This window comes from Intestinimonas timonensis, assembly GCF_900626145.1.
In the GTDB taxonomy this organism is placed as follows: domain Bacteria; phylum Bacillota; class Clostridia; order Oscillospirales; family Oscillospiraceae; genus Intestinimonas; species Intestinimonas aquisgranensis.
Genome location: NZ_LR130816.1, coordinates 540,365 through 555,107, shown reverse-complemented (window position 1 = coordinate 555,107; position 14,743 = coordinate 540,365). Strand labels below are relative to the sequence as shown.

The following is a 14,743-nucleotide window of genomic DNA, read 5'->3' as shown; positions in this document are numbered from 1 at the left end:
CATGGCGGCCGCGGACCGTGTCCGGACGCGGATCAAGGATGGAGAAAAGGAGTCATATATGAATATTTTGTTTGCAGCCTCCGAGGTCGCCCCTTTCATCAAGACCGGCGGTCTGGCCGACGTGGCCGGGTCCCTCCCCCAGAAGCTGGCCGACATGGGCCATGACGTAAAGGTCATCCTCCCCCTCTACGAGGGCATCGCCCAGCAGTACCGGGAGAAGATGCGCTTTCTGTTCCACTGGAACTGCCGTCTGGCCTGGCGCACCCCCTACTGCGGCATCTTCGAGCTGCGGGAGGGCAACATCTCCTACCTCTTCGTGGACAACGAATACTACTTCAAGCGGGCCGAGATCTACGGCCACTACGACGACGGCGAGCGCTTCGCCTTCTTCTCCCGGGCCGTCATCGAGACCCCGGCCCACCTGGACTGGCACCCCGACATCCTCCACTGCAACGACTGGGAGACCGCTCTGGTGCCCATCTACCTGCTGGAGGAGCGGGAGCGCATCTGGCAGCTTCGGGGCACCAAGAGCGTCTTCACCATCCACAACATCGAGTACCAGGGCCGCTACGGCGACCAGATCATCCAGGACCTGCTGGGCCTCCACCCCGGCTACATGAACGAGCACATGCTGGCCTACCACGGGGACGTGAACCTGATGAAGGGCGCCATCTATGCCGCCGACTACGTCACCACCGTCTCCCCCACCTACGCCGGCGAGCTCCAGTACCCCTTCTACGCCCACGGCCTGGAGAGCGTGGTGGCCGACAACCGCTGGAAGATGCGGGGCATCCTCAACGGACTGGACACCGCCCTCTATGACCCCTCCAACGGCGCCGGCCTGGCCGCTCCCTTCAGCGCCGACGATCTGAGCGGCAAGGCCGCCTGCAAGAAGGCCCTCCAGCAGGCGGTGGGCCTCCGGGAGGACCCCGACGTGCCCATCATCGCCTGCGTGTCCCGGCTGGTCAAGCACAAGGGCTTCGAGCTGGTGGCCAACTCCATCCACGACATCATGGGCATGAACGTCCAGATGGTGGTGCTGGGCACCGGCGAGTGGAACTTTGAGGAGGCCTTCCGCCAGGCCCAGGCCCAGTACCCCGGCCGCTTCGCCGCCCGGCTCCAGTACTCCGCCGCCCTCTCCACCGCCATCTACGGCGGCGCCGACCTCTTCCTCATGCCCTCCCTGGCCGAGCCCTGCGGCCTGAGCCAGATGATCGCCATGCGCTACGGCACCGTCCCCGTGGTCCGGGAGACCGGCGGCCTCAAGGACACCGTCATCCCCCACGGCGTCTTCGGCGACACCGGCTTCACCTTTGCCAACATCAACGCCCACGACATGGTGTGGGTGCTGGGCGAGGCGGTGGGCCTCTACTACAACAACAAGGACGGCGAGGACGGCTGGCGTGTCCTCCAGCGCAACGGTATGACCAAGGACTTCAGCTGGAACAACCCCGCCCGGGAATACGAGGACGTCTACTATCAGGTCACCGGCATCCCCCGCCCTACTGAGCCGTCGCCGGAAGAAGCCCCGGTCCCGGCGGCGGAGACCCCTGTTCAGGCTGAGCCGGAAGCCGCGCCCGTAGAGGAGCCCGCCCCCAAGGCGGAGAAGAAGCCTGCCGCCAAGAAGGCGGCCCCCAAGGCGGCCAAGAAGCCCGCCGCCAAAAAGACCGCCCCCAAGGCTGAGAAGGCGGAGAAAAAGCCCACCGCCAAAAAGGCGGCCGCCAAGGCCAAGGAGGAGACCCCCGCCCCTGTCAAGGAGGCACCTAAGGCCGAGGAAAAGACCGCTGCCCCCGTCAAGGAGGCACCCAAGGCCGAGGAAAAGACCGCTGTCCCTGTCAAGGAGGCGCCCAAGGCTGAGGTGAAGGCCGCCGCCCCTGTCAAGGAGGCGCCCAAGGCCAAGGAGGAGGCTCCCACTCCCGCCAAAGAGGTCTCCGCCGTCAAGACAGAGGCCAAAAAGTGAGCGGTTTATCCTCCCCAAAATAGACAGTTCCAACATTGACAGAACGGATGGGCTGTGATAAACTTTGTGCGCCAATCCGTAGCCAAACGGAATGAGACGTAGACGCGGCGGGGGCTTGCCCCCGCCGCGGCCTCTTGTCCCGTTTTGAACTTTATTGAAATGGAGACGTATGCCAATGCCTACGAAATATACCAAAAAGGAGCTGGAGCAGCAGATCATCGGCAAGCTCCGCCGCAATTTTGGGCGTGAAGTGGAGGAGGCTACTTCTGTCCACATGTTCCGGGCCTGCGCCCTGGTGCTGCGTGACATCATGTCCGCCCGGGAGCTGGCCACCGAGAGCAAGATCCGTGACAGCCACGCCCGTCAGGTCCACTATCTGTCCCTGGAGTTTCTCATGGGCCGCTCCCTGGAGAAGAACGCCTACAACCTGGGCGTCCTGCCCCAGCTGAAGGAGGCCATTGAGGATCTGGGCTTCTCCGCCCCCGACCTCTTCGAGGTGGAGCCCGACGCCGGCCTGGGCAACGGCGGTCTGGGCCGTCTGGCCGCCTGCTACCTGGAGTCCATGACCACCCTGGAGATCCCCGCCACCGGCTACTCCATCTGCTACGAGCTGGGTCTCTTCAAGCAGAAGATCGTGGACGGCCAGCAGGTAGAGCTGCCCGACAACTGGCTGGACATCTCCGACTGCTGGCTCATCCCCAAGATGGATGAGACCGAGAAGGTCCACTTTGGCGGCACCGTGAAGGACGTGTGGAACCCCGACGGCAGCCACTCCGTGGTCTATGAGGGCGGCAACGACGTGCTGGCCGTGCCCAAGGACATGGAGATCGCCGGCTACGGCACCGACCACGTCAACGTCCTCCGGCTGTGGGACGCCAAGAGCCCCACTCCCCTGGACATGTCCCTCTTCTCCCGCGGCGAGTACCTGAAGGCCACCGAGCAGAAGGCCATGGCCGAGTCCATCGCCAAGGTCCTCTACCCCGAGGACAACCACTACGAGGGCAAGTCCCTGCGTCTGAAGCAGCAGTACTTCTTCGTTTCCGCCACCGTGCAGTGCATCTGCCGGCAGCACAAGGCGGAGTACGGCACTCTGCGCAACTTCCACCAGAAGCATGTCATCCAGATCAACGACACCCATCCCACCCTGGTGATCCCCGAACTCATGCGCATCCTGCTGGACGAGGAGGGCTACACCTGGGACGAGGCCTGGCACATCGTCACCAACACCGTGGCCTACACCAACCATACCATCATGGTGGAGGCCCTGGAGCGCTGGCCCCAGCAGCTCATTGAGTCCCTGCTGCCCCGCATTTGGCAGATCCTGGTGGAGATCAGCAACCGCTACCAGGCGCAGCTCAACGAGTACTTCCACGGCGACCAGTCCAAGGTCCGTGACCAGGCTATCATCTGGGGCGGCGAGGTCCGCATGGCCAACCTGTGCGTATGCGCCTGCTTCGCGGTGAACGGCGTGTCCGCCCTTCACTCCGACATCCTCAAGCGGGAGACCTTCCACGATGTGTACGTCCGCATCCCCGACAAGTTCAAGAACGTGACCAACGGCATCGATCACCGCCGCTGGCTCAGTGAGATCAACCCCAAGCTGGACGCCCTCATCCAGGACTGCGGCGGCAAGGGCTACCAGCTCCACCCCGAGCAGCTGGAGTGCCTGCTCAAGTACCAGGACGACGCCTCCGTGCTGGAGCGGCTGGCCGCCATCAAGGCCGAGAACAAGCGGAACTTTGCCGCCTATGTGGCCCGGGAGTCCGGCGTGGTGCTCAACACCGACGCCATGTTCGACGTGCAGGTCAAGCGCCTCCACGAGTACAAGCGCCAGCTCCTCAACGTGATGCACATCACCTACCTCTACCAGCAGCTCAAGAACAACGCCCACTTCGACTTCACCCCCCGGACCTACCTCTTCGGCGCCAAGGCGGCCCCCGGCTACTCCGTGGCCAAGGACATCATCCACCTCATCAACTCCCTGGCCCAGGCCGTCAACAGCGATCCCGTCTGCAAGGATCGGCTCCAGGTGGTCTTCCTGGAGAACTACCGGGTGAGCCTGGCCGAGAAGCTCATGCCCGCCAGCGAGCTCTCCGAGCAGATCTCCACCGCCGGCAAGGAGGCCAGCGGCACCGGCAACATGAAGTTCATGATGAACGGCGCCCTCACCATCGGCACCCTGGACGGCGCCAACGTGGAGATGCACCAGCAGGTGGGCGACGAGAACATCTTCCTCTTCGGCCTGAAGGCCCACGAGGTGGCTGAGAAGAAGAGCAAGGGCTATCGCGCCTACGAGTACTATATGCGTGACGGCCTGCTGAAGGCCGTTCTGGACCAGATCACCCAGGGCTTCGGCGACGGGGTGAGCTTCTCCGACATCGCCAACCGGCTCCTCTTCGGCGCCAACGGCGGTATGGCCGACGAGTATATGCTCCTGGCCGACTTCCAGAGCTACCGTGAGGCCCATGAGCGGGCCGGCCGGACCTATCTGGACCCCAAGCAGTGGAACAAGATGGCCCTCATCAACATCGCCAAGTCCGGCATCTTTGCCGCCGACCGCTCCATCCGGGACTACGCCCGTGACATCTGGAAGGTGCCCGCCAAGCAGGGTTAAGCATGCTCAGATGAATAAAAAGAAAAAAGCGTGTGGACGATCTGTCCACACGCTTTTTTATTTCCTCCGTCGCTCCGCCAGGGCTCGGAAGACGCCCTGGGGCAGCTCGAAGATGAGCAGGATACCCAGCACGATGGCCACCGCCGCCTTCAGGGTAGAGAAGCCCTTCTGGGCTGCCAGATCGATCTGGTCGGTGACCACATAGTAGGCCGTCCAGTAGATGCCCGCGCCGGGCACCAGGGGAAAGATACCAGGGATGAGGAAGAGGGTGACAGGGCACCGGCGGCGCACCGCCGAGTACCGGGAGCAGAACACCACCAGGGCGGTGGCGGCAAAGATGGAGACGATGGTCCCCAGCCCCAGCCGGTCCAGGGCCAGGTAGCACAGCCACCCCAGGCCGCCGATGACGCCGCAGCGGAGATAGCAGTTGGGGGGCACGCTGAATAGGAGGGCAAAGGCGGCGGTGCCCACCGCCGCCGAGAGGACCTGGGCGATCCATTCCAACACGGCAGCCACCCCCTTACAGCCCGGTGAGGGTGTGGTGGACGGCCATGACGGCGCCCACCCCGAAGGCGATGCAGAAGGTGACCAGCAGCACATCCAGCAGCCGCACCGACCCGGCGATGTAGTCCTCGTCGGCGATGTCCCGGATGCCGTTGGTGAAGGCCACCCCGGGCACCAGGGGGATGATGGCGCCAATGATCATCATGTCCAGGTGGTGGCCCAGTCCCGCGCCGTAGAGGAGGACGCAGATCAGAGTCACCAGAGCGCCGCCGGTGATGTTGGAGGCGATCTTGGAGAGCCGCCCCTTCACCACAAAGAGGAGGTAGAGGTAGAGGACCAGCCCCGCCGCCGCTGCAGCCAGGGCGTCGGCCCAATCTCCGCCGAAGAGGATGCAGAAGCAGCCGCTGCCCACCCCCGAGGCCAGGACCTGGAGCCAGGCGGGCAGCCGGGGCATGGCCCGGATCTCCTTCAGCCGTTCCATGGCCTCCTCCGGGGTGTGGAGCCCCTGCTCGATCTCCCGGGAGAGCTGGTTGACGGCGCTCACACGGTCCAGCCGGGCCCCCACCAGGGGGATGTGCTTGACCCGGGCAAAAGTCTTGCGGCCCTCTCCCTCGGAGGTGAGAAAGATGCCGCTGCTGAGGACGAAGGCCTCCGCCTCCTCCACCCCGTAGGCCGCCGCGATGCGGTAAATGGTGTCCTCCACCCGGAAGATCTCAGCGCCGCTCTCCAGCAGGATCTCCCCCGCCAGTGCCGCCGCGTCCAGCACCAGACGGTCGTCTCGCTCCTTCATGGTATCCCTCCCTCACGCCGAAAAAACCGGAGACGCTGTTGGGGCGTCTCCGGTTTTCGGTTTTGTCATTCGATCCTTAAAGGGGCTTGAACATGGCCTTGTCCATGCCGCACAGAGGGCAGGTCCACAGGCTGGGCACATCGTCAAAGGCGGTGCCGGGGGCCACGCCGCGGTCGGGATCACCGGCAGCGGGGTCGTAGATGTAGCCGCACAGCTTGCAGATGTACTTCTGGTTCTTGGCAGGAGCGGCGGGGGCGGGGTCCTTTACCAGGGCGGCCACGGAGCTGGCCCAGGCGGCCACAGCGGCCAGGTCGTCCTCGGTGGGGGTGAAGCAGACCTTGAAGGGTGCCTCGGGCACGGCGAACTTCAGCTGCTTGAGCTGCTCGTGGACCATGCCGGCGGCCTCGCCGGTCCAGCCGAAGGAGCCGAAGGCGCCGGCGGCCCGGCCCCGGGTGTTGATGGCGTCCACGGCGTGGACGGCGTTCCAGATGGCCTCGGGGGCGGAGCGGTTGATGGTGGGGGCGCCGAAGAGGACGATGTCACAGCCGTTCACCAGGCCGGCCACGTCGGCGCCCTGGGGGTCCACCAGGTCCACGGTGGTGACCTGGCAGCCGTCGTCGGTCAGGGCCTGGGCGGCAGCCTTGGCCAGGGCGGCAGTGCAGCCGTAGGCGGAGCAGTAGAGCACCGCGGCGGTCTTCACGGCGGGCCGGGGGGCGGGAGTGGCCCACTGGCGGTAGCACTCCTTCACCTGGGCCAGGGTGGCGGTGGTGAGGCAGGGACCGTGGCTGGTGCACACCAGCTCGGCCTCGGCGGGCATTTTGTCCAGGCCGTCCAGCACGGCGGGCTTGAAGGGCCCGAAGATGCAGTCGAAGTAGTAGCGCAGCTCCCCCTCGTAGGCCCGGCGGTAGACGGCGTGGATGCCGGTGTCCACCATGGAGGGCTCACAGAAGTGGGCGCCCAGGAAGTCGCAGGTAAAAAGGGTCTTGTCGGCCTCGTCCCAGGTGAACATGGAGTCGGGCCAGTGGAGCAGGGGGGCGGAGATGAAGGTGAGGGTCTTGCCGCCCAGGTCCAGGGTGTCCCCGTTCTTCACCACCTGGCAGGGGAACGTCTCGTTGGCGATGGCGCTCAGGAACTTCTTGGCCGAGGCGGAGCAAAGCACCGTCAGGTTGGGGCAGCGGTCCAGCAGGGCCCGGACGCCGCCGGAGTGGTCGGGCTCGGTGTGGTTCATGATGAGGTAGTCCACCTTCTCGATGGGCATGACCTCCTCCACGTTCAGCACCAGCTCGTCGAAGTAGTCCCTGTGGACGGCCTCGATGAGGGCGGTCTTCTCCCCGCCGGTGACCAGGTAGGCGTTGTAGCTGGTGCCGTACTTGGACTCCATCACGATGTCGAACACCCGCAGGGCGGGGTTCTGGATGCCTACAGACCAGATGTTCTCCCGGAGCTTGATTGCGCTCATGAATGTCCTTCCTTTCCCGGGCGGGGGCTTGGCCCGCCCTGCAAATCCTTGTAATTCCGTCGGAATTTAGTATATCTTCCCTGAGCCGGTCTGTCAACCGTTATCCCGCCGCAAATCTACCAAAAACCCGCCCTTCACCGACCCCGTTCCGCCGCCTCTTGACGGTTTTCCCCAGCGGCGGTAGAATATTGTTTATCTGCGGGCCGCACACGCCTCTTTTCGGCCCGAAAACCATCTGTTTTGAGACAAGAGAAGGAGCGCAGGAGCACATGATCTATCTGGACAACGCGGCCACCACCCGGGTGTGCCCTGAGGCGGCCCTGGCCGCCATGGCCGTCATGACGGAGGGCTTTGGGAACCCCTCCTCCCGGTACGCCCACGGCGCGGCAGCGGCGGAGCGGCTTCAGGCCGACCGGGCCACAGTGGCGGCGGCGGTGGGCTGCCTGCCGGAGGAGCTCTTCTTCACCTCCTGCGGCACCGAGGGGGACAACTGGGCCATCCGGGCCGCGGTGGAGTACGGCAAGCGGAAGGGCCGCCACATCATCACCACCGCCATCGAGCACTCCGCCGTGCTGGAGCCGGTCCGTGCCCTGGCCAATCAGGGCTATGAGGTGACCTACCTGCGTCCCGACCGGTGGGGCCGTATCGATCCTCAGGACCTGGCCGCCGCCCTGCGGCCGGACACGGTGCTGGTGTCCATGATGCTGGTGAACAACGAGCTGGGCACCATCCTTCCGGTGAAGGAGGCCGCGGAGGCCATCCGCGCCTCCGGCTCCCCCGCCCTTCTCCACACCGACACCGTCCAGGCCTTTCTCAAGGTGCCCTTCACCCCCAAGGACCTGGGGGTGGACCTGCTCACCATCAGCGGCCACAAGGTCCGGGCCCCCAAGGGCATCGGCGCCCTCTATATCCGCAAGGGCCTGAAGCTCAAACCCCTGATGCTGGGGGGCGGTCAGGAGAGCGGCATGCGGCCCGGCACCGAGCCCACCGCCCAGATCGCCGCCCTGGCCGCTGCCTGCCAGGCCTGGCTGGACCACCGGGAGGAGTATACAAAGCGGATTGAAGATACTAAAAATTACTTTTTGGACTCCTTTTCCGCCGCTCTGCCCCAGGGCGTGGTGGTGAGCCACGGGGACGCCCCCCACATCTGCGCCGTCTCCCTGCCGGGCTACCCCAGCGAGATGCTGGTGCGGGAGCTCAGCGACCGCGGCATCTGCGTCTCCTCCGGCTCGGCCTGCCACCGGGGCAAGCCCAGCCACGTCTTTGCCGCCACCGGCCGGCCCAAGGCCGAGCTGCTGGGGGCGCTGCGGGTATCCTTCTCTCCGGAGAACACAACGGAGGAGTGTGACGCCCTGGTGCAGGCCCTGGTGGAGATCACCTCCGCCCGGGTCGCCGCCCGGTAAGGCCGTGCTGGCCCATATGAGGCGGGACAGGGCCTTTTACCGGGACGTGGTGACCCTGGCCCTGCCCATCGTGGCCCAAAACCTTATCACCACGTCCCTGGGTCTGGTGGACACCTTCATGGTGGGCGCCCTGGGAGAGGCCCCACTGGCGGCGGTGACCTTGGCCAACATCCCCGTCTTTGTGATACAGCTGGTGATCTTCGGCCTCCAGAGCGGCTCCTCCGTCCTCATCAGCCAGTACTGGGGCAAGGGAGACACCGACAGCATCAACCGGGTCATCGGCGTGGGCTGTTACGTGGCCGGCGCCATCTCGCTCCTCTTCGCCCTGGCCATGAGCGGCTTCCCGACACAGCTCATGGGCCTGCTCACCAACGACCCTGCCCTGGTGGAGCTGGCGGCGAGCTACGCCCGTATCGTAGGGCCCTCTTACATCCTCAACAGCATCACCGGCGTCTACGTGGGCGCCCACCGGAGCATGGAGCATCCCCGTCTGGGGCTCATCATCTTCTCCATCTCCATGTGCACCAACACCTTCCTCAACTGGGTGCTCATCTTCGGCAACCTGGGCGCCCCTCAACTGGGGGTCACCGGCGCCGCCACGGCCACCTTCCTCTCCCGTGTGGTGGAATTCCTGGTCATGGTCGTATATGCCCTCGCCAACCGCCGCTTCCGCCTGCGGCTGGGGCTGCTCCTCCGCCCTGGCACCGAGCTGCTGTGGCGCTTTCTGCGCTACTCCGGCCCCGTGGTGGTCAACGAGACCCTCTGGGGCCTGGGCACCTCCCTTTATAAGGTGGTCATGGGCCACATGGAGGGGAGCACCGAGATCCTGGCTGCCCGTGCCCTGGCCGGCAATATTGAGGACATCTGTACCGTGGTCATCTTCGCCATCAGCGGCACCACCGCCATCATCGTGGGCCGGGAGATCGGCGCCGGCCGTGGGAAGGAGTCGGTCTATCAGGTGGGGGCCGTCATGGACACCCTGGCCCTGGCCGCCGGCGGTATCATCGGTCTTCTTCTGGCGGCGGCGGCCTGGTGGGTGCTGCCCTGGGCAGTGTATCCCCGCTTCCTCCTCTCCGACACCGCCTCCCAGACGGCTACCATGATGCTCACCTTTACCGGCGTCTTCCTGGCCCTCCGGGCCTTCAACAGCAACAATACCGTGGGGGTTCTCCGGGGCGGCGGCGACGTCCGGGCCGCCATGCGCATTGATACCCTCCCTCTCTGGTGTGTGGCCCTGCCCCTGACCGTCCTCTTCGGCCTGGTCCTCAAATGGGGCATCTTCTGGGTCTACGTGGGCATCACCATGGAGCAGGTCACCAAATTCGGCGCCGGTGTGCGCCGGTTTCGCTCCCGCGTGTGGATCAACGACATTACCCGGGCCTGACCCTCCCCGGCGGCGGCTTGAAAAAATCACACCAGACTGCTATAATAATGCCTGTTAGACCTGCGGTCCGGGGCTGTTTTTATGGAACATCGTCCATATTTTCAGGCAGCTTCTTTTTCATTGTTTTCCACATCATTCCTGACGGCACCTTTTTTGTGCCGCCGGATTCTGACCATCCGGAGGGACGGACCGCCGTCCGGGTCTGGTCCCGGCCAAAGGCGCGGCTGCCGCGCCGGGAGGTGATGTCATGCCGGATTCCAACATCACAAAGCGCGCTCTGGCGCAGGCCATGAAGGAGCTGATGCGCACCGAGCCCTTCTCCAAGATCAGCGTGGGCGATATCTGCCAGGCCTGCAGTATGAGCAGGAAGAGCTTTTACTATCACTTCCGGGACAAGTACGACCTGGTGAACTGGATCTTCGACTCCGAGTTTCTCCAGACCATCCGTCCGGAGGCCTACCACAGCGGCTGGGCGCTCCTGGCGGACATGTGTGCCTATTTCTACCGGGAGCAGACCTTCTACCGCAGCGCGCTGCTCATCTCCGGCCAGAACTCCTTCCGGGAGTATTTCGGACAGGCCATCGCTCCCATCATGTCCTTCTTCGCCCAAGACATCTTTGACGGCGTGGAGCATGTGGACTTCTATGTCACCTTTTTCAGCGACGCCATCCTCATCTCTATCATCCGCTGGCTCACTGAGGGGGCGCAGATCCCGCCGGAGGAGTACCTGAGCCAGCTGCGGCACATTCTGGTCCGTCTGGCCAAGCACACCATTGACGAGCTGGGGCCCTTCGAGGAGGGTGCCCAGGCCGACCCGCCCGTACCATCCGGGCAAATATGAGAGGGGCAGCGCCCCGGAAAGGACATGCTTATGGATCGAACCAATCCGCTTACCCGTTTCCACCTGGACGCGGAGGACGCCGTTCTCCTCATCATCGACGTTCAGACCAAGCTCATGGTTGCCATGGAGGAGCAGGCCCGTGTCTGCCGGAACACCGGCATCCTCCTCACCGCCGCCCAGGCCCTGAACATCCCCGTGGTGGTCACCGAGCAGTACCCCAAGGGACTGGGGCCCACCGTGCCTGAGGTGGCCGGGCTGTTGCCTCCGGACGTCCGCATGTTGGAGAAGTCCTCCTTTGATGCCGCCCGGGACGGCATGCTGCCGGTGCTGGAGGAGCTGGGCCGGCACAGCGTCATGGTCTGCGGCACCGAGACCCACGTGTGCGTCTACCAGACGGTCCGCAGCCTGCTGGAGCAGGATTACAAGGTTTTCCCCATCGGGGACGCCATCTGTTCCCGCTTCCCCCACAATTATCAGAGCGGTCTGGCCCTCATGGACCGAATGGGCGCCTGCGTCCTCACCGCCGAGGGCGCCGCTTTCGACCTGCTGAAGGTCTCCGGCACCCCTGCTTTCAAAACCGTATCCAAGGCACTGAAGTGACCCAAAATTAAAAAGAGAAAAGAGAGAGAGAGAAATCATGAGGATCTGGAAACGCGTCTGTGCCCTTGCCCTGGCTGCTCTTCTTGTCCTCCCTGCCGCCGCCTCCGCGCAGTCCTACACCGACCTGCCTGTCTCCCACTGGGCCTATGACGACATGACCCAGGCCGCCGATCTGGGTATCATCCAGGGCGTGGGCAACGGCCGTATCGACCCCTCCGGAACCCTGAGCTGGGGGCAGTTTCTCACCATGTTCGCCCGCACCTTTGCCCCCGGTGAATACGCCGCCGCTCTGAGCACTGGTCTGGCCTGGGATCAGGCCGGGCTCCAGGCGGCTCTGTACGCCGGCTACCTGGACAGCGGTGATCCGCTGCCCGTCCTCCAGGGCGGCAGCCTCTCCGACCCTGTATCCCGTCAGGACGCCGCCATCATCCTCTCCAGAGCCCTGCCCGAAAACGCAGGCGTCTACGGCTGGCAGCCTGCCAATGCCGCCTCCTTCACCGACTGGAACCAGATGGACCCCTTCCACCAGGCGGCGGTGTCGGCTCTGGCCGATCACGGTGTGGTCTCCGGACGCACCGACGGCTCCTTCGGCTGCGCCGATACCATCCAGCGCTCGGATGGCGCCGTGCTGCTCATGCGGGTGCTGAGCCTGGTGGACCAGGTCCACTACGGCGAGCAGAAGATGGTGACCGTCCGGGTGGTGGATCAAACCACCGGCCAGTCCATCCTCCCCGACCAGCAGATGAATGTCTCTGTGGGCGATTCTCTGTCCTATCTGGCCTACCAGGTGGAGCCCGGCTACTACAACTATGACGGCAGTTACGTCACCTCCATCAGCACGGCCTGCGACATCTACACCCTGGCCTTCGCTCCCATGACCCAAGCCGAGATCCAGGAGGCCCAGTTCTGGGAGAAGGTGGACCGCGGTGAGGCCAGTTATGACGACTACTGGACCCAGGACTTCCTGCTGGGCTACCAGGGCGAGAATCCCAGAAAGTATCTCCTCCTCTTCGGTAGCCAGGACAAGCGGCGCTTCTCCAGCAAGGAGGATGCCGAGGCCGCCATGACCACCATCACCGTGCCGGTGTGGAAGCTCTCAAACGGCGTCAAGACCCCCTCCACCATGTCTCTCACTGTCCACGCCGCTCTGGCCCAGGACGTGACGGAGATCTTTACCGAGATCTACAACGACCCCGAGCAGTTCCCCATCCACGATGTGGGCGGCTACTCCTGGCGGGGCGATTCCGCCACCGGCGAGCACAACTGCGGCACCGCCATCGACATCAACGCCAATGAGAACTGCCAGATCCGGGATGGACAGGTACTGGCCGGGAGCCACTGGACCCCGGGCACAGACCCCTACTCCATCGGTCCTGACAGCTCTGTGGTGCGTATCTTCGCCGAGCACGGCTGGAGCTGGGGCGGCGACGCCTGGGAGTGGGACTCCGATATCTCCTACGGCTACCACGACTACATGCATTTCTCCTACATGGGCGGCTGACCCCAAATAAATTTTTCACTTTTTTCTCCAGAGGGCTTGACACTTGTCCAGAAGCGTGGTAATATAATCTACGCTGTCTGGACGATTAGCTCAGCTGGTATGAGCATCCGCTTGACGTGCGGGAGGTCACAGGTTCAAGTCCTGTATCGTCCACCAGATCAATCCCCTGAAGCCGCAAGGCTTCAGGGGATTTTGTTTTGCTCAAAACAGTTTTTAGCCTTATTTTTAGCCATAATAGCCTGCTGTCAAATAAAAATGGCAATCCAGGATCAAAAGGCGAAAAGCCCGTACCCACTGAGGTCAGTACATCGGTAAACCAGGGCCTTCCAGCTCCGCGCCATCTAAAAAACCGCTGTTTCCTTTCGGAAACAGCGGCTTTTTGTTTTGATATGCTCCCTTTAAAGTAGACAGCGAAAAAACAAAACTGTCGAAACGGAGGGAGCAATTATCATGAGTTTAAAAGGCAGAATACCGCCGTAGGTAAAGATTCAGGCTGTGGAGGACTACCTAGCGATCCGTAAGGGTTCCACACAGATCCGGGAAGAGTTAGGCATACGATTGAGCACTTTCCAGGCATGGCTGCGGAAATATCAGACGGAGGGGCCTGCGGGTCTGCATCCGAAAAAGGGTTTTACCAGTTACCCGTCGTCGCTCAAGCTGGCGGCCGTGGAGGACTATTTAAGCGGAGAAGGGTCGCTGGACGCCATGTGCCGCAAATACGGGATATCCTCCCATGCGGTTTTGCAGCAATGGATTACGTTGTATAATCAAGGCCATAGGGACTTCAAAACGCGCAGAGCGCAGGAGGAAAGCGGTATGGCCGAAAAGAAGAAATTATCGTACGAAGAAAAATTGCAGGCAGTGTTATATTGCATCGGGCACCGGTTGGATTACCGGCAGGCCAGCGAGCAGTACAAAATCACCTACCAGCAGATCTATAACTGGGTCAAAAAATATCAGGAGCAGGGAGAAACCGGGTTGCTTGACCGCCGTGGGAAACGCCGCCCTCCTGCCGAATACAGCGTGGAGGAAAAAGCTGCGGCAAAGCTGCGGAAGCTGGAAGCGGAAAACAGAAGGCTTCAAATGGAGAACGATTTCTTAAAAAAATTGAACGAACTCGATGGGAGGCGGTAAACAGGCTCACACGCCGCAGAAAGGTCTATGAGGCGATCCATACGCTTCATCAGGAAAAAGGATATGAGATCGCATCGTTATGCACGTTATCCGGGATTCCCCGCTGTTCTTACTACAAATGGATTCACCGGAAGGAAAGCACCTCAGGAAAAGAAAATACCCGCTTGCTGGAAGAGATCATCCGTTTGTACAGCGAAGTAAAAGGCATCTACGGTTATCGCCGTATGACGCTGAATGTGAACAGCCGGCTCAAAAGGAACTACAACCACAAGCGGATTTACCGCCTGATGAAAAGTGTACATATGCAGGCCGTGATACGCCGAAAAAAGAACCACTATGTCATATTAGAACCGCGTGTTACCGCGGAAAACGTATTGAACGTAACCGTCAAATCTCCCTGCGCATAAAAAGGCCGCCATCTCAGTGCCTGTGCATTGAGATGGCGGCCTGCAGTTCTATTATGATTTAGGACTTCTGCATTCCTGGGGTGCGTTCACCGGGAGGAAAGATTCGGCCCAGGCTTCATCCGTCTGGCTCATGTCAGGCGCGTTGT

The 14,743-nt window shown here is 62.8% G+C and carries 12 protein-coding genes and 1 tRNA gene; 10 read left to right on the top strand and 3 right to left on the bottom strand.

Annotation, left to right across the window (positions count from 1 at the left end):
- The first annotated feature begins 58 nt into the window (after positions 1 to 58).
- On the top strand, positions 59 to 1,960 hold the full coding sequence (locus tag E0E29_RS02860) for a glycogen synthase (protein WP_130848554.1): 1,902 nt from the start codon (positions 59 to 61) through the stop codon (positions 1,958 to 1,960).
- Positions 1,961 to 2,135: 175 nt separating this feature from the next.
- Complete coding sequence (gene glgP, locus E0E29_RS02855) at positions 2,136 to 4,574, top strand: glycogen/starch/alpha-glucan family phosphorylase (protein ID WP_130848553.1); 2,439 nt, start codon at positions 2,136 to 2,138, stop codon at positions 4,572 to 4,574.
- Positions 4,575 to 4,631: 57 nt separating this feature from the next.
- Here the strand turns inward: glgP and E0E29_RS02850 are convergent, their stop codons facing one another.
- The 3 genes from E0E29_RS02850 to E0E29_RS02840 form a co-directional block, all read right to left on the bottom strand.
- Positions 4,632 to 5,081, bottom strand: a complete 450-nt coding sequence (locus E0E29_RS02850) for a threonine/serine exporter family protein (RefSeq protein WP_341273092.1) — start codon at positions 5,079 to 5,081, stop codon at positions 4,632 to 4,634.
- Between the two features lie 13 nt (positions 5,082 to 5,094).
- Positions 5,095 to 5,868 carry a threonine/serine exporter family protein gene (locus tag E0E29_RS02845; RefSeq protein WP_130848551.1) on the bottom strand — a complete coding sequence of 258 codons (774 nt, stop codon included), beginning with the start codon at positions 5,866 to 5,868 and terminating at the stop codon, positions 5,095 to 5,097.
- A 76-nt stretch (positions 5,869 to 5,944) separates the two neighbouring features.
- Positions 5,945 to 7,327, bottom strand: a complete 1,383-nt coding sequence (locus E0E29_RS02840; RefSeq protein WP_165449768.1) for an oxygen-binding di-iron domain-containing protein — start codon at positions 7,325 to 7,327, stop codon at positions 5,945 to 5,947.
- A gap of 269 nt (positions 7,328 to 7,596) precedes the next feature.
- On the opposite strand from E0E29_RS02840, the gene E0E29_RS02835 reads away from it, so the two are divergent.
- From E0E29_RS02835 to E0E29_RS17965, 8 genes are all read left to right on the top strand, one after another.
- Positions 7,597 to 8,730: a cysteine desulfurase family protein gene (locus E0E29_RS02835; protein WP_130848550.1), complete on the top strand. Its 1,134-nt coding sequence runs from the start codon at positions 7,597 to 7,599 to the stop codon at positions 8,728 to 8,730.
- A 16-nt stretch (positions 8,731 to 8,746) separates the two neighbouring features.
- Complete coding sequence (locus tag E0E29_RS02830) at positions 8,747 to 10,114, top strand: MATE family efflux transporter (protein WP_130848549.1); 1,368 nt, start codon at positions 8,747 to 8,749, stop codon at positions 10,112 to 10,114.
- A 247-nt stretch (positions 10,115 to 10,361) separates the two neighbouring features.
- Positions 10,362 to 10,955, top strand: coding sequence for a TetR/AcrR family transcriptional regulator C-terminal domain-containing protein (locus tag E0E29_RS02825; RefSeq protein WP_130848548.1), 594 nt, complete (start codon positions 10,362 to 10,364; stop codon positions 10,953 to 10,955).
- A 30-nt stretch (positions 10,956 to 10,985) separates the two neighbouring features.
- Entirely contained in the window at positions 10,986 to 11,555 is a 570-nt protein-coding gene (locus E0E29_RS02820) for an isochorismatase family protein (RefSeq protein WP_130848547.1), read from the top strand.
- A 37-nt stretch (positions 11,556 to 11,592) separates the two neighbouring features.
- Positions 11,593 to 13,056: an S-layer homology domain-containing protein gene (locus E0E29_RS02815; RefSeq protein WP_130848546.1), complete on the top strand. Its 1,464-nt coding sequence runs from the start codon at positions 11,593 to 11,595 to the stop codon at positions 13,054 to 13,056.
- Positions 13,057 to 13,135: 79 nt separating this feature from the next.
- Positions 13,136 to 13,212 (top strand) — tRNA-Val (locus E0E29_RS02810).
- 339 nt (positions 13,213 to 13,551) lie between these two features.
- Complete coding sequence (locus E0E29_RS02805; protein ID WP_130848545.1) at positions 13,552 to 14,190, top strand: helix-turn-helix domain-containing protein; 639 nt, start codon at positions 13,552 to 13,554, stop codon at positions 14,188 to 14,190.
- A 164-nt stretch (positions 14,191 to 14,354) separates the two neighbouring features.
- Positions 14,355 to 14,597: an IS3 family transposase gene (locus E0E29_RS17965; RefSeq protein ID WP_165449767.1), complete on the top strand. Its 243-nt coding sequence runs from the start codon at positions 14,355 to 14,357 to the stop codon at positions 14,595 to 14,597.
- Positions 14,598 to 14,743: the final 146 nt, after the last annotated feature.

What these genes read in the sequence shown, in the direction of transcription:
- E0E29_RS02835 (WP_130848550.1), top strand. Translation starts at nt 7,597, where the DNA reads ATGATCTATCTGGACAACGCGGCCACCACCCGGGTGTGCCCTGAGGCG.
- E0E29_RS02845 (WP_130848551.1), bottom strand. Translation starts at nt 5,868, where the DNA reads ATGAAGGAGCGAGACGACCGTCTGGTGCTGGACGCGGCGGCACTGGCG.
- E0E29_RS02840 (WP_165449768.1), bottom strand. Translation starts at nt 7,327, where the DNA reads ATGAGCGCAATCAAGCTCCGGGAGAACATCTGGTCTGTAGGCATCCAG.
- E0E29_RS02820 (WP_130848547.1), top strand. Translation starts at nt 10,986, where the DNA reads ATGGATCGAACCAATCCGCTTACCCGTTTCCACCTGGACGCGGAGGAC.
- E0E29_RS02860 (WP_130848554.1), top strand. Translation starts at nt 59, where the DNA reads ATGAATATTTTGTTTGCAGCCTCCGAGGTCGCCCCTTTCATCAAGACC.
- E0E29_RS02830 (WP_130848549.1), top strand. Translation starts at nt 8,747, where the DNA reads ATGAGGCGGGACAGGGCCTTTTACCGGGACGTGGTGACCCTGGCCCTG.
- E0E29_RS02825 (WP_130848548.1), top strand. Translation starts at nt 10,362, where the DNA reads ATGCCGGATTCCAACATCACAAAGCGCGCTCTGGCGCAGGCCATGAAG.
- glgP (WP_130848553.1), top strand. Translation starts at nt 2,136, where the DNA reads ATGCCTACGAAATATACCAAAAAGGAGCTGGAGCAGCAGATCATCGGC.
- E0E29_RS02815 (WP_130848546.1), top strand. Translation starts at nt 11,593, where the DNA reads ATGAGGATCTGGAAACGCGTCTGTGCCCTTGCCCTGGCTGCTCTTCTT.